The sequence below is a fragment of the Paracidovorax anthurii genome, assembly GCF_003269065.1.
Taxonomy (GTDB): Bacteria; Pseudomonadota; Gammaproteobacteria; order Burkholderiales; family Burkholderiaceae_C; genus Paracidovorax; species Paracidovorax anthurii.
Genome location: NZ_QLTA01000012.1, coordinates 94,086 through 115,876, shown reverse-complemented (window position 1 = coordinate 115,876; position 21,791 = coordinate 94,086). Strand labels below are relative to the sequence as shown.

Sequence of the window (21,791 nt, the reverse complement as noted above, 5' to 3'; positions counted from 1 at the left end):
GCTGAAGTCCGGCACCGGCCAGTCCAGCTTGGCCAGCCGCAGCAGGCTGTCCACCATGCCCAGCGCCTGCCGCAGGGGCTGGCCGAACAGGCACTTGATGCTCAAGCAAAACTGGATGGCTGCGTCCGAGAACGTCGGGCTGCGCCCGCGCTTGCCGTTCGGCTTGCCAAGCCACTGCATGCCTTCATCCAGCCACATCGTCAACGATCCTCGCGCCTTCAGCGCTGCGTTGTAGGCTTTCCAGTTCGTCGTGCGGTACTTGGTCCGCCTCTCGCTCTTTGCTTCCGTCACGCCTTCAGTCTACCGGTGTGGCCGGGGTGATTTGTGCAACAAAGCCGGATGCGCACGGATTGTCTTTTTTGGGTTCGCATGAAACCAATATCCATGTGCCCAGGATTGGGTTTTTGTTTTTGGTGTCGGCCTGGGCATTGGATGCAATAACCAAGGCTGATGCAAAAATAACGAATATTGCTTTGAAAAGAGTTTTCATTTTTATGCCGTGTGCATGTTCATCCAGGCGTTCAGGCGGTTTTCCCATTGCCGCATTTCATCGGCATTTTGGAAATAAAGCTTGTAGCGCGGGTTATCGAGGTCTCGCACCGAAACGTCTACCACATGGACCACTTTCGTAACTTGCTTATCTCCGGCCCCCGTCATTGACAGCGCTTTGAACTGAACGTCCTTCTCTTTGCCCGTCTCTGACATTACGGACAGCACATTGCTACGGTCGAAAAGCTTGGCAGGCGCTGCCGCCGATGCCAGGACGATGCGCGGGTCATCCTTGGCAATGGCGACGCCGGACACCTGATTGCCATCCGAAAAAAAGTGTTGGTAGTCGGCCTTGAAGTTGTTTTGGGCGATGAGATTCGCCATGCCCTGCCGGGCGTCCTCTTGGAGCTTGTGCTGCCCACTGACACGGCTGACGGCTTGGTAGATCACCACGACCGCCACGACCAGTGTGGCCTTGTGTGTGAGCTTGGCATCGCCGAAGACGAGCCACAACGCGAACAGTGTGGAAGCCCCGAGTTTGAGCATGCTGGTTTTGGTCATGTCTTACCCCTGCGCATCAGTCAGCCACGCGGCTGGTGCCACTGGCCCATGGGAACGGGTCTTTCGCCGAGGGGGTGGCAACCTGAGCCGTATCCGTCGCCACGACGGCCAGCGGCATGCCGTTGTCATCGACCAATGGTTGCTGCGTCGCGTAGATAGCGGGGTTGTGGATTGCGAACGACGGGGCGTCCGGTGCTTCTCGCACGGATGAGCAAGCCGAAAGCGCGAGGGCGACGGCAAGAGCTACCAATTTCATGAGTGATGCCTTTCGATTGGTGATGGCGGCACAACGCCGCGACCAGAAAGGAATCGTATCTCAGAATGGTTCTTATGTTCCGTGTTTGGTTGTTCCGTATGCGCTTGTTCCGTGGTGTTTTTGCCTTGGTCAATCGACTATCAGACATGCCCCGAGTACCTCCACCTCTTGAAGAGCGGCCCCCTGTGCTGCTTGCTTTTGGGCGGGCTGTGCGGCAGGCCCGTAAGGCCCAAGGGTTCTCCCAAGAGGCGTTCGCTGACCGCTGTGGAATCGACCGTTCTTACATGGGATGCGTGGAGCGTGGTGAGCGCAACCTTGCGCTGGTGAACATCGAGAAAATTGTCAAGGCCCTTGGCATGAACCCCTCTGAATTCTTCAAGTTGCTGGACGAGCCCAAGATTGCGCCTGCGTCAGGTGGGCAGGATTGACGAGGAATTCACAACAGAGAAGTGCCGAAAAATGCGGCGCGTCTGATGTGGTATAAGGGATACCCACGCCACTGGTAGCAATGCTAGTAGCAAGATTTTTGACGCAGCTACTACCTAAGTAGTTGATTTGCATGGGTTTTTTGGGCTGGGAAACTCTGTCCCACCCTCTCCGCCAAAATGAACTAAGCCCTTGATTTTCAAGGGCTTTTTTCTTGGTGTGGTCTGGATCCTCCGCCTGCGATCCGAACGAAGCGCGCAGCAACTCTGGCGCTGTGGCCACGAGGTGTTCGGGGTGGGCACCATGTCTCGGTGCAACCCATCTTTCCAAGGGTGCCAACGGCATCTGGTACATGCGGCTGGTTGTGCCCGTGCACATTAGCACCTGGCTTCAGTTCAGGAAATCGAGGGTGCTTCAAGCCAAGATCAGGTAGGCAACGCCTTCAACATTGCCAACCCGCACTTTGATCTGAATTTCCTTCTTTTTCGCTGGCGCTTTCGCCACCGTTATGCGGCCCGACTTGTCAATCACCACCGAAGGGTCGCTGCATGACCACTGGAGCGCGCTGTAGTCATTGCTGGCAACTACGCGGCCAGTATTCTCTGTTCTGTACACCTTCAGATCGTAGCTGAAGGGGTAGCGCTTGGCCTTTTGCTGCGCGGGGGCCAACACGATGGCTGCGGTGTGGGGATACACTTTTCCGCCGGTTTCAAACACCTTGACGGTTTCCTTGAATTGGTACGATTGGTGTGGCAGGTTCGATCCCCAATAGCTGATTTCACCCGTGACGGTCCAAGCCTCCGCAGGCTTTTCTGGCGTACGAAACTGAATCTTGCCGCTGTCGGTTGGCCCGTTGGAGATATGCACGGTTTCTGGACTGCTGCCGGCAATTTTCCAGATCACGTCCTTGGTCGCATCCCAACGACGGCCATCCTTGAAATTGAGGATGGCCTCCATCTGCGCGGTGCGGGTCTCCGGGTCGTAGTGGCTCAGGTAGGCATACAGCGGGTTCGCGCCAAGGTCTTTTCTCACCAACATCAGCGGAACTTGGGTTCGCGAGGTTCGGTCTATGCCACCTGGCACGTTGTAATCGACTCTTTTGGTACTGCCGTCATAGAGGTTCAGGACTTTTGCCACACCGTAACGCCGATCCGCCCAACATTCGGACGAGAACACGTAGCCATGGGGGTGCTGTGATCCTTTTTCTCTCAGATCTCCAAAGTCCTTGTAGCTGCCGTCGAGGTAGCGATCTGGTTCAAAACCAAACTGATGCATGATTTGCGGCGTGTGCTCTGACGCATCGATCGATAGCGCCGCCCGCGCCTGCGCCGTGGGAATCACTGACTGCAGTTCGGCGATGGTGGGGAGCCGGTAGGGCGTATTCCGAAGGACGGCAGCAATGTTGGTGTAGCCATCGACCACGATCATTTGCCGTGCCCAGATCAGGCCTGTGCTGCGGTCCAGCACTCCATTCATGGCACTCAGCGCTGCCGGATAGGCCTGACGCTGCTGCTTGATGTGGATGTGGTGCGCGTCAATCATCAACTCTGCTGCGGCCAGGTTGGGCGCAGCCCTGGCATGGGTGGCCTCGATCTTGTAATTCAGCGCCAACTCTTGCACTTGGCGATGCGCATTGAATTGGGTGAAGAATGGTTTGGTGTACGGCGTCTCGGGCCTGCCGTCGTAGTACTGGGGGGTTTCCTTTGCCAGCAGGTCAATCAGGCCCTTGGCCTTCTCGCCACTGCCCACTTCCAAGTCGTGCAGGTTGGTCAAGATCGTGCTGGAGAGCACCTTGGCACTCCATTCCGCAAGATCTTCGGGCTCTGCAGGGGTTGACTCGGTATTGGTGACCAAAAAGGTATTCCATTCCGCCATGACGGAGCGCAACCCCTCAAGTTCCATGAGGCGATTGCTGTAAGTCACTGCGTCGGGCAGTGCCGTGACTTGCGCAGCGAGGGCGTTGATCGCTTCTGTCAGTGCAGCCAATTGTTTGACGGCTTTGTCGTCATCAAACAGCCCGAGTTCCTTCAGCAAGTTGTTGACACCCGTCGCCTCCATCAACCAGCCTTTGACTTTGCCGCCTGCCCAACTGGTCAAGCTGCTGGTGAGGTCATCCACCATGCTGGCACCCAGAAGTGTGGTGTTCATCAGGTGGTCATGGCGGGGTTTGCCGAACGAGTGACCAACGCCGCCGTCGATGTTCGCGATCACCAAGTCTGCGAGTGCGGCCATGCCGCCTGCGGCATCGACAGCCGCGTAGAAATGGTGCGAATCAAACAGCTCATGTTCCGTATCGAACATGAAGCCATTGGTCTTGGTGGTGTCTGGCAAGCCCAGGCAGGTCAATACCTTTTCCAGAGCCAGCGGCTGCGTCACACCGGGGTGTGCCTGCATGTAGGCATCCACCAGCGTGGTAAGTGGCGACAGTGCGATGTACTGTCCGTCTTGGTAGTCGGACACGGCTGCCGACAAAAAGTTGCCCGTGCTGAGGGAGCCGGGGAACAGGGCGCCGTCGGGTAATTCGAGTAGCAGGCGAAAGTCGGTTGCCGCTGGCGAAATAGGGATGACAGCATTGCTCGAAAAATCGGTTTGCGCCAACGCGCGGCCTTGCGTGTCGTGCACAGTGAGCGTGCCTGCGGTCGGTCCCGAGGGGTCGGCAAGCACGGCTATGTTCACCACTGCGGCGTCGGCTGCACAGAAGGGCGTGTCAGCGTTGCTGCCTTGGTCCCGCGCCTCGGAGTGTGGTGTTGGGGTGATGGGTAGATCAGTGTGCATGGCTATCCCCTGAGAAATTTATTCTGGGTGCTTGGTCGGCGTTGAGGTAGAGCGACTTGAGAGACGCAATCTCGGTAGTCGTTTGACGGTATGCGGCAAGACAGAGAGGCAAGGAAGTCCGTGCAACGCTGCATCAAGGAATCGAGTTTTCACTGCCCGTCGTAAAGCCGTCGCCCGCGGGCTGCAGGCCGCGCCTGAAGCACGAGCATGCTCTCAACAGCATCGTGTTCGCCCTGCGTGCAGCAGCGTCAGGTGACCAGTGGCTGCGCTGCTGGAGTTGAGGGTGATGGTGGCAGAGCCCGCCGAAGGCGCAGCCGTGACGATGGTGAGGGCTGCGGTGGCCAGGGCGGGCGCCAACAGCACGGAGCCGTGGTGGCGAATCCGTTGGCCGGCTCTCTTCGTGGGAGTGCTTGGTGTTGTTGCATGCGCAGCAAAGCGTGGTGGCTGCCGAGGCGTGTTCATGCGCACGCCAATGCGGGCACGCAAGGCACGTGGTGATGGATGCTGCATATCGAATGGGTCTATTCGCTATTTATTTGACAGCTTCTGGCGATTCCCCTGTAAGCGCTGGAGGCGCAAATCGCTCTGCATGCCGCGTTCGCGAGCACGGGCCGATGGCGTTGGAGAGCAGTGGCGATTTTGGTATGTGGCCGCGCGAGGACTTGACAGTGCGTCTCACTTTCCAGGATCTACTTCCCCTTTTTTCCTGTCCGCACGCTGCCAGGGCACCTTCACCTGCGCCGGAAGATTTCCATCGATCAGATCAAGTAAAACAAATACAAATAATTCGCATTCGCGATTTTGTTTGTATCATCGCATTCCATTCGCCGGAACCTTTTCCGGCAGTTCCAGGAAAGCGATGCCTATGTCCTTGCCGTTGTCCGAGCCCTCCTTGGCTGAAGTGTTCGTCGCCCACCGGGCGCAACTCTGGCGCGTGGCGCGGCAGATCGTGAACACGGGGGATCTTGCGGACGACGTGATTCAGGACGCCTACTTGAAGCTGGTGGAAGGGCCGAGCACGAGGACCGCGGAGCGTCCCGTCGGCTATTGCTGTCAGGTGGTGCGCAACCTGGCGCTGGATTACTGCCGCCGCCACCGGGTCGAAGCGACCTACCGTACGTTCGACGTGGACGTGGAAACGATCGACGTGCCATGCCATCGATCCCCCGATCGCACGATGTGCGAGCAGCAGGTGATCCAGGCCATCGATGAAGTGCTCGCCCGGCTGCCTTCGCGGACGCGGTTGGTCTTCGAGCTCTACCGTATCGAAGGGCTCACCCAGCGGCAGATCGCGGAGCGGCTGGGCTGTGCCCTGGGGCTCGTGAACGGCCTGATCGCGGAGGCGGCCCGCGCCGTGGCCAGCTGTCGCGTTCACATGATGCCGGGGCATTGATCGGATCGTCGGTTTCCGCGCGGGGCCGTGGGCGGGGGGGATCGCGGTTTGCCGCGAGAATGTGCGTTGGGACGCAACAGGCTTGACGCATGAATCCACCGTACGACGAGGATCCCGTTTGGGAAGCCGCATGGGCATGGGTCCAGCGCGAATACGACTGTGAACGCTTCGATGACGAGGCGCGCGCGCAAATGACGGCCTGGCTGCTGGCCGATCCGCTGCACCGCCAGCGCTACGACGAAGCGGCCCATCTGTGGATGCTGGCGGGCATGGTGCCTCGCAGGAGCATTCAGCAGGATGTCGGGCCCGCACAGCCTGAGTCCTCGATAAAGACAGATCCCGGATCCAAATCCGAGCCTTGATGTGGGCGATGGGGCGGCTGTGCATGTGCATGCCAGCCGCGTGGCATGCACCGTTGGCTGCATGCGATGAACAGATCGGCGCCAGAACCGTCATGTGAAGGCAGGCCCGCCACATGGCTTTCGCTCCCGCAGCATGGGGGCTCCGGCGGCCGTTTGTTCAACCGCACAAGGATGCACCGATGTCTACGAGCTGCTTCGATCGCGAAGACGAAACCTTCATCGTTCTGATCAACCACGAGGAACAGTATTCGATCTGGCCGCACTGGAAGAGCGTGCCGGAGGGCTGGCGGGCGGTCGAGGGTGTCCGTGGCGACAAGAAGACCGTGGTGGCCTACGTGGATGGTGCATGGACGGACATGCGGCCCCGGTCGCTGCGCGAGTGGATGCAGTCGCAGGAGGCGGCATCGGCGCCGGCTGTGGCCTCGGCGGCGGTGTAGGTCTTCATGGGGGCTGATGCCGTTCTCGCGCTGCTGTGCCTTCCTTGTGCAGGGAGCAGCGCCACCATGTATCTGCGCTGGCGTAGGGCACTGGCGTCCGCTGGCATCGGCGTGGTGCCCGTGGAGCTGCCGGGGCGGGGTGCCCGCATGCACGAGCCTTTTGCCCCCGACTATGGGACGTTGGTGCAGCAACTGACCGGGCCCTGCCTGCACGCCGCAGGTGGTCGGCCTTTCGCGCTGCTGGGGCACAGCATGGGAGGCTTGCTGGCCTATGGTGTTGCACGACGCTTGCAGGAGGTGGGCGAAGTATCGCCCGTGGCGCTGGTCGTATCCGCCTGTGCCGCCCCCACGCGCCGGGATGCGGTCCGCTATGCGGAGCCGCTGAGCGATGAACGCCTGGTGGCCGACCTGCGCGAACAGAACGGCACGCCTTCCGGAGTGTTCTCCGAACCGGAGTTGCTGCGCCTCACCCTGGATGTGCTGCGCGCGGACTACCGCATATGCCATGGTTTCGAGCGGCCGACGGGGGGCGATCTCCTGTCGTGCCCCATCCATGCGATTGCGGGGCGGGCTGACAGGATCCGTGCGCCGGATGTGGATGCGTGGGGCCAGGAAACGCGAAATGTGTTTTCCACCGACTGGCTCGACGGTGGCCACTTCTTCATCCGTGAACACGAAGCCGCTTTCCTCGACACGCTGGTGCGCCGGCTGTCGCCTCGCCGGAAGGTTTCGGACGCCGCGTTGCTCGCGTCTCCCGCCTGACGGCGTTCCCACTGATCCGTTGATTTCCCGCCTGCGTGCAGGTTGGCGGGCAGGCCGCGCCATGCGGTGCACAAGGAGTTCCTATGAATGACATGCCGATGCAATTCAGGCGCCATGCGCCGGCGGGGGCCGAGCTTCCCATGCTGATCCTGCCCAGCCGGGTGGGAGAGGGACTGAGGGATGCCGCAGAGCGCTTGCGGCCGCGCATCGAGGAGGCATTGCTGCGCGTGGGGGGCGTGCTGCTCCGCGGATTTGCCGTACCTGCGGTCGAGACCTTTCAGCAGTTCGCTGCGTTGTTCGGGCAGCCCTGGCTCAAGCGTGACTCCATGCCCGTGATCGGCGTGGGCGCATGTGCTCCGGTTGGCGAGCCAGCTCGCCAGGGCATGGCGCTGCGCAACGAGCAGGCTTGCCATCGCGAGTGGCCGATGAAGATATGGTTCCATTGCGTGAAGGCCGCGCGAGAGGGTGGGGAGACACCGATTGCGGACAGCCGTGCCGTCTATCGACGGATGCCGGAACGTATCCGGCGCCTCTTCGATCCTGGCGTGCTTTACATGCGCAGTTACGGGGGTACGGAGGCGTGCTGGCAGAAGGCGTTCAGCACCGAAAGCCGTTCCAGGGGCGGCGCGCTGTGCCGGCAGTCCGGCATTTCCTGTGACTGGATGGAGGGAGGGGGATTGCGCACCTGGCAATGGTGCCCGGCCATCGAGACCCATCCTGTGACGGGCGAGCGCGTCTGGTTCAACCATGCGCATCTCTTTCACGCGTGCGCAAGCCCTGCGCAGGTGCAGCCCGGGGCGCTCGCGGGCATCGGCCAGCCGCCGTGCCGTGCGTACTTCGCCGATGGCTCTCTCATGAATGACGAGGTGCTTGCCGAGGTGCGTGCCGTGCTGGATGCGGAGACCGTTTCCTTCCCGTGGCAGGAAGGGGATGTGCTGATGCTCGACAACATGCTGACAGCCCATGGGCAGTCTGCGTTCAAGGGGGAGCGCGAGGTCGTCATGGCCATGGCGCAGTTACACGGCAACCTGGAGCGGCAGCCATGAGGCCCGGGAAGGAGGACATACACATGCAGTCGATTTCCCTGCCCGATGCCGCGCCGGCATCTCCATCTGTGCTTCCGCGCAATTTTGTCGAGCATCTGCAGGCACTGGCTGCGCAGCGGCCGGATGTGCCATGGCTGACCGTGGTGGATGAAGTCCAGGGCCAGCGCCGTGAAATCACGCTCACCTATGGTGAATTCGAGCAGCGCGTGCGCTCGCTGGCGGCAAAGCTCCAGAGCCGGTTCGCCGTCGGTGCGCGTGCACTCGTGCTGCTGGACAACGATGAACACTATGCCGTCAGCATGCTGGCCTGCTTCTACAGCGGGGTCATCGCCGTGCCGGTGTTTCCGCCCGAGTCCCAGCGGCCGCAGCATCTGGCGCGCTTGCAGGGCATTCGCCGGGATAGCGGGGCGGAATGCGTGCTCACGGCCAGTGCATGGACATCCTTGTGCCGTGCTGCATTCGATGGCCTGGAAACCATTGCCGTGGATGCGCTGGATGAGGCGCTCGCGCAGTCCTGGCGGCCGTTCGACCCTGCTGCGCAGGATATTGCCTTTCTGCAGTACACCTCGGGTTCCACGGGAAATCCCAAGGGCGTGATGGTCACGCACGGCAATCTGATGGCCAACGAGCGCTGCATCCAGGCCGGCATGGGCCTGGGAGCGGAAGACCGCTTCGTGTCCTGGGCACCGCTGTACCACGACATGGGGCTCATTGGCGGCCTGCTGCAGCCGCTCTACAGTGGCGCATCGCTGGTGCTCATGTCGCCCCGCTATTTCCTGGAGCGGCCTGTGCGCTGGCTCGAACAAGTGAGCCGCCATCGCGCAACGGTCAGTGGCGGCCCCGATTTCGCGTACCGGCTTTGCCTGGAGCGCATCAGCGAAGCGCAACTGGCGGCATTGGATCTCTCGCACTGGCGCGTGGCCTATAGCGGCGCGGAGCCCGTGCGCGCGGACACGATGGCTGACTTCGCAAGGCATGTGGCCCCGGCCGGCTTCGATGCGGGTGCGGTGTATGCCTGCTACGGGCTGGCGGAAGCCACGCTCTACGTCACCGGAGGGGGACGGGGGCAGGGCCTGTGGGCGCGTGGATTCTCCGCCGATGCGCTGGCGGTGGGCGCCGCCACTGCGGACGGGCAGGGCCCGCTGCTCGTGGGCTGCGGGAAGGCCGCGGCGGACCATGCCGTGGCGGTGATGGACGTGCAGTCGCTCGTGCCCGTGGAGCCGGGCAGCATCGGAGAGATCTGGGCCAGTGGGCCCAGCATCGCTGCGGGCTACTGGGGGCGGGAGGCCGAAACCGCACAGACCTTCGTGGAGCACGATGGGCGGCGCTGGCTGCGCACGGGCGACCTGGGCTTCGTCCTTGAAGACCAGCTCGTGGTGACGGGCCGTTTGAAGGACCTCATCATCCTGCGCGGGCACAACGTGTATCCGCAGGACGTGGAGCGGGCGATCGAAGCCGAGGTCGAGGCCGTGCGCAAGGGCCGTGTCGCGGTCTTCCCCGTGCAGGGCGTTCAGTCCGAGGGCATTGGTGCGGCCGTGGAGGTGTCGCGCGGCATGCAGAAGCTGGTGCCGCCCGAGAAGCTCGTGGAGGTCCTGAGCGCTGCGGTGAGCGAGGCCGTGGGCGAGCCGCTCTCGGTCGTCCTGCTGCTGGAGCCCGGCACCCTGCCCAAAACCACCAGCGGCAAGCTGCAACGCAGCGCCTGCCGCGCCGCTTGGAAGGATCGCACGCCCGATGCCTATGCCATCTACGAATGGGGCGATTTCGTCCGGGGCGGTCCGCAGCGGATGCCGTCGCAGGCCGCTGACCTGACCCCCCTGGAGCAAATCCTGTCGGATCTCTGGCGCAATGTGCTGCGCCTGGATGCCGCGCGTCCGCTGGACCCCGATGCCCACTTCTTCGTGCTGGGGGGCAATTCGCTGGCGGCCACCCAGGCGGCGGCCCGCATCGGGCAGCAGTGGGGTATTGCATTCACTCCACGGGACATCTTCGAGCATCCACGACTGCGGCACTGTGCCGAGGCCGTGCAGCGGGCCCAGGCCCAGGGGGCGGGCGGCCATGCCGCAAGCCCGTCCGCGCCTCCTCTGGAGCGGCTGCCGGACGCCCTGCGGCAGGGGCCTCTTGCGCTCTCCCATGCGCAGGCCCGCCAATGGTTCCTCTGGAAGATGGACCCGAACCAGGCCGCCTACCACGTGGGCGTGGCGCTGCGGCTTTCGGGGCCCCTGGAGAGCGATGCGCTGCGCGCCGCTCTGGACGACGTCGCGCGCCGCCACGAGTCTTTGCGAACGTGCTTCGGAGAAGGCCCGGATGGAGCGCCTTTCCAGCAGATCAGCGATGCGCCATGGCCGGCCCTGGAGGTCATCGACCTGGAAGCGGTACCGGCAGCGCGGCGCGAATCCCTGCTGAATGAAACGCTCCAGCGCCTGCAGTCCGAGCCCTTCGATCTGTTGCGCGGTCATCCCTGGCGGGTTCTGCTGGTGCGCATGGATACCGACAGGCATGTACTCGCGGTGGTGATGCACCACATCCTGTCCGATGGCGCGTCCCTGCAGGTCTGGGCATTGGAATGGATCGAGGCCTATGCCGCGCGCAGCCAGGGGTTGACCGTGCAGGAGGGCGCGCCGGCGGTGCAGGTGGTGGACTATGCGGCATGGGCCCGGTCGCGCCTGGATGCCGGCGAGGGAGCCCGGCAACTGGCATGGTGGCGGGACTTGCTGGGCGAGCGTCCTGTCGCCTGCGAGCTGCGAACGGATCATCCGCGTGCGGCGCGGGCGGCCTATACGGCGTCGCGCCATGCCTTCGATCTTCCGCGGCCGCTGATTCAGAAGCTGCAGGCCCTGCGGCATCGCCTGGGCGCGACGTCCTTCATGGTGCTGCTGGCAGCCTTGCACATGCTGTTGCATCGCTACACGGGGCAGGCCAGCGTCCGGGTCGGCGCGGCCATCGCCCATCGCGGGCGGCCCGAGTGCGATCGCCTCATTGGTCTGCTGGTCAACACCCTGGTGCTGCCCGCGAATGTGGACGGGCGCGCATCGCTCGAAGCGGTGTTGCAGCAGGCGCGCGAGACCGTGCTCGGGGCCCATGCCCACCAGGACCTGCCGTTCGACCAACTCGTGGACGCATTGCGGCCCGAGCGCAGCGCCAGCCTGAGCCCGCTGTTCCAGGTCATGCTCAATCACCTCGTGGATGACACGCGGGCCGTGCAGGCCCTTCCGGGGCTGACCGTGGAAGCCGAGCCGCTGCAGGGGCCGCAGGCCCAGTTCGAACTCGTGCTGGAAGCGCGGGAGCGGGAGGACGGGGCGATCTCCCTCACGTGGGTGTATGCGCGGGAGCTTTTCGAGCCCGACACCATCGAGCGCCTGGCGGCCCATTACCTTGCCGTGCTGGAGGCCTTGGCCCATGCACCCGGGCAGGCGGTGGGCGCGGTGGAACTGCTGTCGCACCGGGAGCGTGAGCGCCTCGAAGCCTGGGGCCGTAACGTCCTGCGCGAAAGTGCGCACCGGCCCGTGCACCAGAGCTTCGAAGCCCATGCCGCACGGCAGCCGCAGGCCGTGGCCCTGCTGTTTGGCGAGCAGGCCCTCACGTACGCGGAGTTGAATCGCCGTGCCAACCGCCTGGCGCACCAACTGCGGCACCAGGGGCTGCACCCTCACGCCGTCGTGGGTTTGTGCATGCACCGGTCGGTGGAAATGATCGTGGCCATGCTGGCGGTCATGAAGGCTGGCGCGGCCTATCTGCCGCTGGACCCGGACTATCCCGCCGACCGGCTGGCCTATACGGCCCGGCACAGTGGCTTGGTGATGCTGCTCACGCACGGGGCCGCATCGCATGCCGTGCCCCGGCAGGACGGGTTGCGCGTGGTGGATGTGGATGCCATCGCGAACGGGCAGGAGCCGCAGGAAGTGGTGGGCAATCCGGATATCCCGGTGCACGGGGATCAGCTTGCCTATGTGATCTACACCTCGGGTTCCACGGGCCGACCCAAGGGCGTTGCCGTCCGGCATGCGGCGCTGCACACCTGTATGGCGTGGATGCAGAGCACCTATGGCCTGGCATCCACGGACACGGTGCTGCACAAGGCACCTTTCGGTTTCGACGTGTCGTGCTGGGAGATTTTCTGGCCACTGACCGCCGGTGCGCGGCTGGTAGTGGCGCCACCGGGTGCGCACCGCGACCCGGAGCAACTGGTGGGTCTCATCGAGCGCCACCAGATCACGACGCTGAACTTCGTGCCGTCGATGCTGCAGGCGTTCCTCGACCATCCCGGCATCGAGTCGCGCACCCGCCTGCGGCACATCATCTGCGGTGGAGAAGCGATGCCGGAAGCGTTGCAGCGCGAGGCCTTGCGGCGTTTGCCCGGCGCGACCCTGCAGAACCTCTACGGACCGACCGAGACGACGATCCACGTGACGCGCTGGACCTGCCTCGACAGGGGCGGGCCCGTTCCCATCGGCCAGCCGATCAGCGAGACCGAGGCCTGGGTGCTCGACACGGGGCTGAACCCCACGCCCCAGGGGGTGGCCGGCGAGCTGTACATCGGCGGGGCGCTGCTGGCCCGTGGATACCTGGGGCAGCCCGGCCTGACGGCGGAGCGCTTCGTGGCGCATCCGCATGCGGCGGGGCAGCGGCTCTACCGCACCGGGGACTGGGTGCGCTGGAATGCGGAGGGCCAGCTGGAATACTTCGGGCGCATCGACCACCAGGTCAAGCTGCGCGGGCTGCGCATCGAACTGGGCGAGATCGAATCCCGGCTGCGGTCCGAGGCCGGCGTGAGGGATGCGGTCGCGGTGGTCCGCGGCCAAGCCGGCGAGGAGGTTCTCGTGGCCTATGTGGCGGGAGATGCCGACGCCACCCGCCTGAGGGAGGCGCTGGTTCGGCAATTGCCCGACTACATGGTGCCGCGTGCCATCACCCTCCTGGAGGCCTTGCCGCTGAATGCGAACGGCAAGGTGGATCGCGCGGCGCTGCCCGAGCCCGACGGGATCGCTGCGACCCGTGTCCACCGCGCTCCCGAAGGCGCGACGGCGCAGAAGCTGGCCGCGCTGTGGAGCGAGCTGCTCGGCGTCGAGCCGGTGGGGATGAACGACAACTTCTTCGACCTGGGCGGGCACTCCCTGCTCTTGATCCGTGCCCACCGGATGCTGCAGGAACGCTGGGGCTGGACGCTGCCGCTGGTGGATCTTTTCCAGCACCCCACCGTGGAGACGCTTGCCAGCCATATCGACCGGCAGTCGGCGCATGGCGCGCAGGCGGCTGACACCTCTGCCGCGAAGGCGGCCGACGACCGCGCATTGCGCCAGCGCGCAGCCCTGCTGCAGCGCCGCGCCCTCACCCAAGGAATCCAAGGATGAACACCACTGCGAGCGAACCCACCGGCCTGGAGATCGCCATCGTCGGCATGGCCTGCCGTTTTCCCGGCGCGCCGGACGTGGAGACGTTCTGGCAGCGGATCCGCGACGGCGTGGAGTCGGTGAAGCACTACAGCGATGCCGAACTCGATGCCCTTGGCGTGCCGCCGTCGCTGCGCGACGACCCGGATTACGTCAAGGCGGGCGTGCCCCTGGAGGGCCACGACCGCTTCGATGCCGAATTCTTCGGTTTCACGCCCCGCGAAGCCGAGCTGCTGGACCCGCAGCAGAGGCTTTTCCTGGAGTGTGCCTGGTCGTCGCTGGAGCATGCGGGCTGCGATCCTGCCCGCTGGCCCGGCAAGGTGGGGGTGTACGGGGGGGAAGGCCCCAACGTGTACCTGATGCGCAACCTGCTGCCTTCCTCGGGGCTCGATGCGGGCGCGGGCATCGCGGACGTGCTCGGCCTCATGGGCGCCAATGCCTCCAGCTCGCTCTGCACCCGGGTGGCCTACAAGCTGAACCTGCGCGGGCCGGCCGTGAGCGTGCAGACGGCCTGCTCGACCTCGCTCATGGCCGTGCACATGGCCGGCCAGGCCCTGCTGGCCCATGAGTGCGATATGGCGCTGGCCGGCGGCGTGTGGCTCAACCTGCTCCAGCAGGGGGGCTACCGCTACCAGGCAGGAGCGATTCTTTCGCCGGATGGCCATTGCCGCGCCTTCGATGCCGATGCCGCAGGCACCGTGATCGGCAGCGGCGCTGGTGTGGTGGCGCTCAAGCGCCTGGACGATGCGCTGCGCGATGGCGACACCATCCATGCCGTCATCAAGGGCAGCGCCGCCAACAACGACGGCGCGGCCAAGGTGGGGTTCACCGCGCCCAGCGTGGATGGGCAGGCCGAGGTGATCCGATCGGCCCAGCTCATCGCGGGCGTCTCGGCCGACACCATCGGCTATGTCGAGGCGCACGGTACGGGAACGGCCCTGGGCGACCCCATCGAGATCGCTGCGCTCACGCAGGCCTTCCGCGCCGATACCGCGCGCCGCGGCTATTGCGCCGTCGGATCGGTGAAAACCAATGTCGGGCACCTGGATGCGGCCGCCGGAGTGGCGGGACTCATCAAGGCCGCGATGGCGCTCAAGAGTGCCGAATTGCCGCCCAGCCTGAACCTGAGCAAGCCGCACCCGCAGATCGATTTCGCGGCCAGTCCGTTCTATGTCAACACCGCGCTCCAGCCCTGGCCGCAGGGCGCTTTTCCTCGCCGCGCCGGAGTGAGCTCTTTCGGCATCGGCGGCACCAACGTGCACGTGGTGCTGGAGGAAGCGCCGGCCATTGCCCTGCAGGGCGCGCGGCGGGAGCCTCTCTCCTGGGAGCTGCTGCCCGTGTCCGCGCGCAGCGAGGCCGCGCTGGAGCAAAGCCGGGCACGGCTGGCGTCGCACCTGCGCGGGCAGCCGGGGCTGCCGTTGCAGGACGTGGCCCATACCTTGCAGAGCGGGCGCCGGGCCTGGCCCTGGCGCACGGCCGTGGTGGCCTATGAACCCGGGCTTGCGGCCCAGCGGCTGGAGGCGCCGTTGCCGGCGCCTGTGCGGGTGCCGTCGTCTCCGCCCGAAGTGGTGTTCCTGTTCCCGGGGGCGGGGTCGCAGCACGTGCGCATGGCGGAGTCGCTGTACCGCCGCAGCCAGGTTTTCCGCGAGGCGCTGGACCAATGCGCCGGCGTGTTGCAGCAGGCCGTGGGCATGGACTTGCTGTCGCTGCTGTTTCCCGCGCCGGACCAGGAAACCGTGGCCGCGCAGCGGCTCGCGGGCATCGAGTTCTCGCAACCCGCACTGTTCGCGGTCGAGTACGCCATGGCCCGATGGTGGATGTCGTGCGGCGTGCGTCCCGCTTTGATGCTGGGGCACAGCCTTGGCGAGTACGTGGCGGCCTGCCTGGCGGGCGTCTTCGCGCCCGATGATGCACTGCGCATCGTGGCGTGGCGCAGCCAGCTCATGGCGGGGCTTCCGCCCGGGGCCATGAGCGCCGTGGCGCTTTCCGGGCAGGACGTGGCGCCCTGGCTGGCCGACGGCTGCGATCTGGCCGCCGTCAACGGCGAGGCCCTGAGCGTGCTGTCCGGCCCGCCGCAGGCCGTCGAGGAGGCCGAGCAGGCGCTGCGCGAGCGCGGGCATTCGCCGCGCCGCCTGCACGTGTCGGTGGCCTGCCACTCCTGGATGGTGGATCCCATCGTCGCGGAGCTGGAGCGCCGCGTGGCCTCCGTGCCACGCCACGCGCCGCGCATCCCGTTCCTCTCCAACGTGACGGGCGCTCTCATCACGGACCAGGAGGCCACGAGTCCCGCCTATTGGGGGCGGCATCTGCGTGGCACCGTGCGCTTCCATGAGGGGCTGGGCGTGGTTTTCTCGCGGCCGGGGCGTGCCGTCCTGGAGGTGGGCCCTGGAGAGGCCCTGGCGGGGCTTGCGCGCCAGCATGCCGGTGCGCGGGGCGCGGCCGGCGTGTGGTCCAGCCAGGCCCATCCGCAGCAGGAGGAGCGACACGATCCGCAACGGGTGCAGGCGGTGGCCGGCCTGTGGACTGCCGGCGTGGAGATCGATTGGGATGCCTTGCGGGATGGGGCGGGCCGCCGGCGCGTGCCCCTGCCGACCTATCCCTTCCAGCGCCAGCGTTTCTGGGTGCAGCCGACCCTCGCGGGCACTCGGCAGGCGGGTCCCACGCAGGCTCCAGGCCTGTTCTACCGGCCGGGCTGGCGCAGCGCGGCCGAGCATCCGACCGTGCCCGCCGAGGCTCCCAAGGCGGGCGACGGCGTGCTGCTGTTGGACGGCGAAGGGTTGTCTCTGACCGGGCGGCTGGCGGCACTTCTGGAGGCGCGCGGCGCGCGCGTGGTGCGTGCCAGTGCCGCCGGGCGGTTCGAATGCCTGGCGCCGGGCCGTTACGGCATGCGCATGGCCGAGCGCGCCGACCATGCCGCCCTGTGGCGCGAAGCCGGTCCGATATCCCATGTGTTCCATCTCGGGAGCCTGGATGGCAACCAGCCCGCGGCATCCCTTGCGCAGGTGTGGGACCGTGGCTACTTCAGCCTGATGGCATTCGCCCAGGGGCTGGAGGACGTGGGCGGCGGCGGCACGCTGGCGCTCACGGTGGTCACGGACCGGCTGGAGGAAGTGGCCGGCACCGAGGCGCTGGCGCCGGAGAAAGCCACGGTTCTGGGGATCGCCAAAGTCATGGGGCAGGAAATGCCGCTGCTGGCCTGCCGCGTGGTGGATGTCGTCCTGCCCGCGCCGGGCAGCGTGTCGGAGGTGGCGCTTGCCGCCGCTCTGGCCGACGAACCCGCGCAGCCGCGCGATGAGTTCCTGGTGGCGTGGCGGGGTGCGAACCGCTGGGTCCGGACCTACGAGCCCGTTCCGACACCGCCCGTGCAGGAGCGCAGGCTGCGTGAGGAGGGGGTCTATCTGATTACCGGGGGGCTGGGCGGCGTGGGCCTGGCTTTCGCGCGCCATCTGGGGCGCACCTGCCGCGCGCGGCTGGTGCTGATGGGCCGCACGCCGCTGCCCGCGCGCGAGGACTGGCCTGCACTGCTGGCACGGCCCGACCTGCCCGCCGCGCAGCGCCGCCGGCTGGAGCAACTGCAGGACCTGGACGACCAGGGCGTGGCCTGGATGGCCGTGGCCGCCGATGCCACCGATCCGGCCCAGTGGCGCGCGGCGCTGGAGGCCGTGCACGGGCGCTTCGGCCCGGTGAATGGCGTGATCCATGCAGTCCTGGAGCCCGGCCAGGGCATGCTGGCGGGCCGTACCCGGGCCCAGGTGGAAGCCGCTTTCGCTCCCAAGATCCAGGGAACGCTGGCGATGCTGGACGCGCTGCGGGGCGAGCCGCTGGATTTCGTGCTGCTGTGTTCCTCGGTGGCCAGCCTGATCGGCGGCCTGGGGCGCAGCGATTACGCCGCCGCCAATGCCTGCCTCGACGCGATGGCCGTTGCCTGGCGGCGGTACGGGGCGTTCCCGCTCTTCTCGGTCAACTGGGATGCCTGGCGCGATGTGGGCATCGCCGTGGACATGGACATGCCCGAGGGCGTGGGGCTGGACGAGCAGGCCGGGGTGCGGGCCTTCGAGCAGATCGTGAACGGCCCCGCAGTGCCGCAGACCATCGTTTCGGTCGGATCGCTGGCGGAGCGCCTGCGGCCGTTGGACGGGCTGGTGGATGCGCTGGACAGCGAGGCGGCGGCCTCGGCGGCGCCGCGCGGCACCAGCCATCCGCGTCCCCCGCTGTCCACGCCCTACCGGGCTCCCGGGGACGAACTGGAAATGGCCCTGGCGGCCTTCTGGATCGATGCCCTGGGCATCGACGGCGTGGGCGTGGATGACAACCTGTTCGAGCTGGGCGGCGATTCGCTCCTGGCGATCCGGCTGCTGTCGCGGGTGCGCAAGGCCTACGGCGTGGAGATCCATCCCGCATCGTTCTTCAAGGCGCCCACCGTCGCCGAGCTGGCGCAGCTCGTGGAGTTGCGGCTCATCGAGGACATCGAACGCCAGTCGTCCTCCGTCCCCCTGACCACCGATTGAGTGCATCCCATGAGCGAAGGTAATTCTCTTTCCGAGCGCCGAGCGCGCCTCACACCCGAGCAGCAGAAGCTGCTGCAGCAGAGGCTGCGCGGGCAGTCGCCCCATGCCGGCGGATCGCCGCAGTCCACCGCTTCGGCGGAGACCCGTGTACCGCGCATGGCACCGCCCGCGGGCACCGAAGTGCCCATGTCCTGGGCCCAGCAGGGCCAGTGGTTTCTGTGGCGCCTGGATCCTGGCAACACGGCTTACCACGTGGGGGGCGGACTGGAACTGAGCGGTCCGCTGGACCCCGAGGCCCTGGATGCGGCCCTGCAGGCGCTGGTGCGCCGCCATGAGGCCCTGCGAACCGTGTTCGGCGCCGCGGACGACGGCGTGCCTTGGCAGCGCGTGTTGCCCGCACTGGAGCTGGAGATGCCCCGCATCGATCTGTCGGGGCTGGACGCGGCCGGGCGCGATGCGCGTCTGGAGGCCGTGGCGGCCCAGGTGTGCCGTGCACCGTTCGATCTCGGGGCGGGGCCGCTGCTGCGCTGCGCGCTCGTGCGGCTGGGCCCCCAGTCGCACCGCTTGCTGCTGATGATGCACCACATCATCTCCGACGCCTGGACCGTGGAGCGCGTGCTCGACGAATGGGCGCAGACCTATGGGGCTGCCGTGCAGGGGCGGGCCGGGCTGCCGGACCTCCCGGAGCCCGAGATCCGGTACGTGGACTTCGCGCTCTGGCAGCGCCAATGGCTGCAGGGCCCTGAAGGCGAGCGGCAGCGTGCCTACTGGACGCAGCAGCTCGGGGGCGATGCCCCTGTGGTGCAACTGGGCCGGGGGGCCTCGACGGCCGGTGATGCGCCGCAAGCCGCGCAGCACCTGCTGGAGATTTCCCCGGAGCTGGCCGAAGGGCTGCGGCGCCGGGCGCGCGCGCAGGGCACCACCGTGTTCTGCGCGCTGCTGGCCGCGTTCCAGGCACTGCTGTTTCGCCACTCGGGCCATGAAACGCTGCGAGTAGGCGTGCCGGTGGCGGGCCGCAACCTGCCGGAGACGGCCGGTGTGGCCGGCATCTTCATCAACACCGTGGTGATGCAGGCGCGCGTGCATCCGGGGCTGACGTTGGCCGAACTGCTGGCCCAGGTCCATGCGACCGCTCTGGAGGCCCGGGCCCATGAGGACCTGCCCTTCGAACACCTGGTCCAGGTGCTGCGGCCGGACCGTTCCGCCGCAGGTGCCGGCCTGTTCCAGGTGATGTTCAACCACCTCGGGGAAGGCGACCGGCCTCTGCGCGGCTGGACGGGTCTGGACGTGCGCCGGGTGGATCTGGAGATGCGTGCCGCGCCGTTCGAGTTGACGCTGGAGACCATGGAGCGCGCCGACGGCGGCATGCGCGCCGCATTCCGCTATGTACCGGACCGCCTGCAGGCGCAGGATGCCGCGCGCCTCGCGGGCCACTACCTGCGGTTGCTGGAAGCGCTGTCGTCAGGCGGCGCGATGGCGGTGGGGGAGGTGCAGATGCTGGGGCAGGAGGAGCGGCAGGGGCTGTGGAAGTGGTCGGTCAACGACGAGCAACTGCAGGGATGCGGGCTGGTGCACCGGAGGTTCGAGGCGTGTGTGCAGCGGCATGCGGATGCGCTGGCGCTGGTGTACGGGGACGAGAGCCTGACGTACGGGCAGCTCAATGAGCGGGCGAACCGCCTGGCGCACCGGCTGCGCGAGAGGGGTGTGGGCCCGGACGTTCTGGTGGGGGTGTTGCTGCCTCGGAGCGTGGAGCTGGTGGTGGCGCTGCTGGGGGTGATGAAGGCCGGAGGCGCATACGTGCCGCTGGACCCGGAGCTGCCGACGGAGCGGCTGGCGTACATGGTGGGGGACTGCGCGCCGGCGCTGGTGCTGGCGAGCGAGGCGACGAGGGACTGCCTGCCAGAGGGGCAGGGGGTGCCGGTGCTGGAATTGCCGCTGCAAGGCGATGCGGAGGTGTGCGATGCAGGCGACCCGCGGGTGGAGCTGCACGGTGAGAGCCTGGCCTACGTGATCTACACGTCGGGCTCGACGGGGCGGCCCAAGGGGGCGGGGAACCGGCACGGGGCGCTGGCCAACCGGATCGAGTGGATGCAGCAGGCGTATGGACTGGGAGCGGGGGACACGGTGCTGCAGAAGACGCCGTTCGGCTTCGACGTGTCGGTGTGGGAGTTCTTCTGGCCGCTGGCGGTGGGGGCGAGGCTGGCGGTGGCGCCGCCGGGAGCGCACCGTGAGCCGGTGCAGCTGCAGGAGCTGATCCGGCGGCACGGGGTGAGCACGATCCACTTCGTGCCCTCGATGCTGCAGGCGTTCCTGGCGCATGCGGACCTGGGGGCGTGCGAGAGCCTGCGGCACATCGTGTGCAGCGGGGAGGCGCTGGCGGAGCAGACGGTGCGGCAGGTGTTGGAGCGGCGCAAGGGAGTGGGGCTGCACAACCTGTACGGTCCGACGGAGGCGGCGATCGACGTGACGCACTGGAGCTGCGGGGAGCAGGACCGGGGGGCGGTGCCGATAGGCAGGCCGATCGCGGGGCTGCGCACGCACGTGCTGGACGGGGGGCTGGAGCCGGTGCCGCAGGGTGTGGCGGGAGAGCTGTACCTGGGGGGCGTGGGGCTGGCGCGGGGGTATGCGGGCAGGCCGGGGTTGACGGCGGAGAGGTTCGTGGCCGATCCGAGGCAGGCGGGGCAGAGGCTGTACAGGACGGGGGATCTGGTGCGCTGGAGGGAGGACGGGGTGCTGGAGTACCTGGGGAGGCTGGACCACCAGGTGAAGATCCGCGGGTTGCGGATAGAGCTGGGGGAGATAGAGGCGGCGTTGCTGGGCAGCGCGGGGGTGAGGGAGGCGGTGGTGGTGGCGGTGCCCGGGGCGGGTGGGGGCTCGCCATCGCTGGTGGCGTACTGCAGCGCGCGGGCGGGGGTGCAGTTGGAGGTGGAGGGGCTGCGCGGGGAGCTGACGCGGGGGCTGCCGGAGTACATGGTGCCGGGGCGGATAGTGGTGCTGGATGCGCTGCCGTTGAGCGCGAACGGGAAGGTGGACCGCAAGGCGCTGCCGGCGCCGGGCGCGGGGGCGCAGAGGGTCTTCGAGGCTGCGCGGGGAGAGACCGAACTGGCCATCGCACGCATATGGGCCGAGGTGCTGGGGCTGGATGCCGACCGCATCGGGCGGCGGGACCACTTCTTCGAATGCGGTGGCGATTCGCTGGCCTTGCTGTCGGTGCAGGCGCAGGTGCACCAGCGGCTGGGCCTGCAGTTGCCGCTGCGGGCGTATTTCGAGAATCCCACCCTGGCCGCGGTGGCGGCGCTGGTGGATTCGCACCGTGAATCCGCGGCCCGCGACGAGGCATCGGACGTGCTGCGCATGGCCGCGCTGCTCGACGCATTGGAGGCATGAGA

At 66.6% G+C, this 21,791-nt stretch carries 14 protein-coding genes; 9 read left to right on the top strand and 5 right to left on the bottom strand.

The window, feature by feature from the left end:
• The 4 genes from AX018_RS08430 to AX018_RS24700 form a co-directional block, all read right to left on the bottom strand.
• The coding region (locus tag AX018_RS08430; protein ID WP_211322396.1) for a transposase at positions 1 to 291 on the bottom strand (291 nt) is incomplete at its 3' end.
• A gap of 4 nt (positions 292 to 295) precedes the next feature.
• On the bottom strand, positions 296 to 490 hold the full coding sequence (locus AX018_RS24705) for a hypothetical protein (RefSeq protein ID WP_146749261.1): 195 nt from the start codon (positions 488 to 490) through the stop codon (positions 296 to 298).
• A 2-nt stretch (positions 491 to 492) separates the two neighbouring features.
• Positions 493 to 1,050, bottom strand: coding sequence for a hypothetical protein (locus AX018_RS08425; RefSeq protein ID WP_111876847.1), 558 nt, complete (start codon positions 1,048 to 1,050; stop codon positions 493 to 495).
• Positions 1,051 to 1,066: 16 nt separating this feature from the next.
• Positions 1,067 to 1,306 (bottom strand): hypothetical protein, encoded by a 240-nt coding sequence (locus tag AX018_RS24700; protein ID WP_146749260.1) that lies wholly within the window; start codon positions 1,304 to 1,306, stop codon positions 1,067 to 1,069.
• Positions 1,307 to 1,491: 185 nt separating this feature from the next.
• Here AX018_RS24700 and AX018_RS08420 point away from each other — a divergent pair, with 185 nt between their 5' ends.
• Entirely contained in the window at positions 1,492 to 1,734 is a 243-nt protein-coding gene (locus AX018_RS08420) for a helix-turn-helix domain-containing protein (protein WP_245951483.1), read from the top strand.
• Between the two features lie 412 nt (positions 1,735 to 2,146).
• Here AX018_RS08420 and AX018_RS08415 read toward each other — a convergent pair whose 3' ends face one another.
• A complete protein-coding gene (locus AX018_RS08415) occupies positions 2,147 to 4,507 on the bottom strand; it encodes an Lcl C-terminal domain-containing protein (protein WP_146749259.1) in 2,361 nt (786 codons plus the stop codon).
• Between the two features lie 865 nt (positions 4,508 to 5,372).
• Here AX018_RS08415 and AX018_RS08410 point away from each other — a divergent pair.
• From AX018_RS08410 to AX018_RS08375, 8 genes are all read left to right on the top strand, one after another.
• On the top strand, positions 5,373 to 5,900 hold the full coding sequence (locus AX018_RS08410) for a sigma-70 family RNA polymerase sigma factor (protein WP_415842159.1): 528 nt from the start codon (positions 5,373 to 5,375) through the stop codon (positions 5,898 to 5,900).
• Between the two features lie 89 nt (positions 5,901 to 5,989).
• Positions 5,990 to 6,262 (top strand): DUF4880 domain-containing protein, encoded by a 273-nt coding sequence (locus AX018_RS08405; RefSeq protein WP_245951482.1) that lies wholly within the window; start codon positions 5,990 to 5,992, stop codon positions 6,260 to 6,262.
• A 179-nt stretch (positions 6,263 to 6,441) separates the two neighbouring features.
• Positions 6,442 to 6,699: an MbtH family protein gene (locus AX018_RS08400; protein WP_111876843.1), complete on the top strand. Its 258-nt coding sequence runs from the start codon at positions 6,442 to 6,444 to the stop codon at positions 6,697 to 6,699.
• Between the two features lie 6 nt (positions 6,700 to 6,705).
• On the top strand, positions 6,706 to 7,461 hold the full coding sequence (locus AX018_RS08395) for a thioesterase II family protein (RefSeq protein ID WP_111876842.1): 756 nt from the start codon (positions 6,706 to 6,708) through the stop codon (positions 7,459 to 7,461).
• Positions 7,462 to 7,544: 83 nt separating this feature from the next.
• Positions 7,545 to 8,507, top strand: coding sequence for a TauD/TfdA family dioxygenase (locus AX018_RS08390; RefSeq protein ID WP_111876841.1), 963 nt, complete (start codon positions 7,545 to 7,547; stop codon positions 8,505 to 8,507).
• A gap of 23 nt (positions 8,508 to 8,530) precedes the next feature.
• The gene (locus AX018_RS08385) at positions 8,531 to 13,855 is read left to right on the top strand and encodes a non-ribosomal peptide synthetase (protein WP_170146210.1); all 5,325 of its coding nucleotides are present in this window, start codon (positions 8,531 to 8,533) and stop codon (positions 13,853 to 13,855) included.
• Positions 13,852 to 18,402: a type I polyketide synthase gene (locus AX018_RS08380; protein ID WP_111876840.1), complete on the top strand. Its 4,551-nt coding sequence runs from the start codon at positions 13,852 to 13,854 to the stop codon at positions 18,400 to 18,402. Before AX018_RS08385 ends, AX018_RS08380 begins: the two co-directional genes overlap by 4 nt.
• Before the next feature lie 9 nt (positions 18,403 to 18,411).
• A complete protein-coding gene (locus AX018_RS08375; protein ID WP_111876839.1) occupies positions 18,412 to 21,789 on the top strand; it encodes a non-ribosomal peptide synthetase in 3,378 nt (1,125 codons plus the stop codon).
• The last annotated feature ends 2 nt before the right edge of the window (positions 21,790 to 21,791 follow it).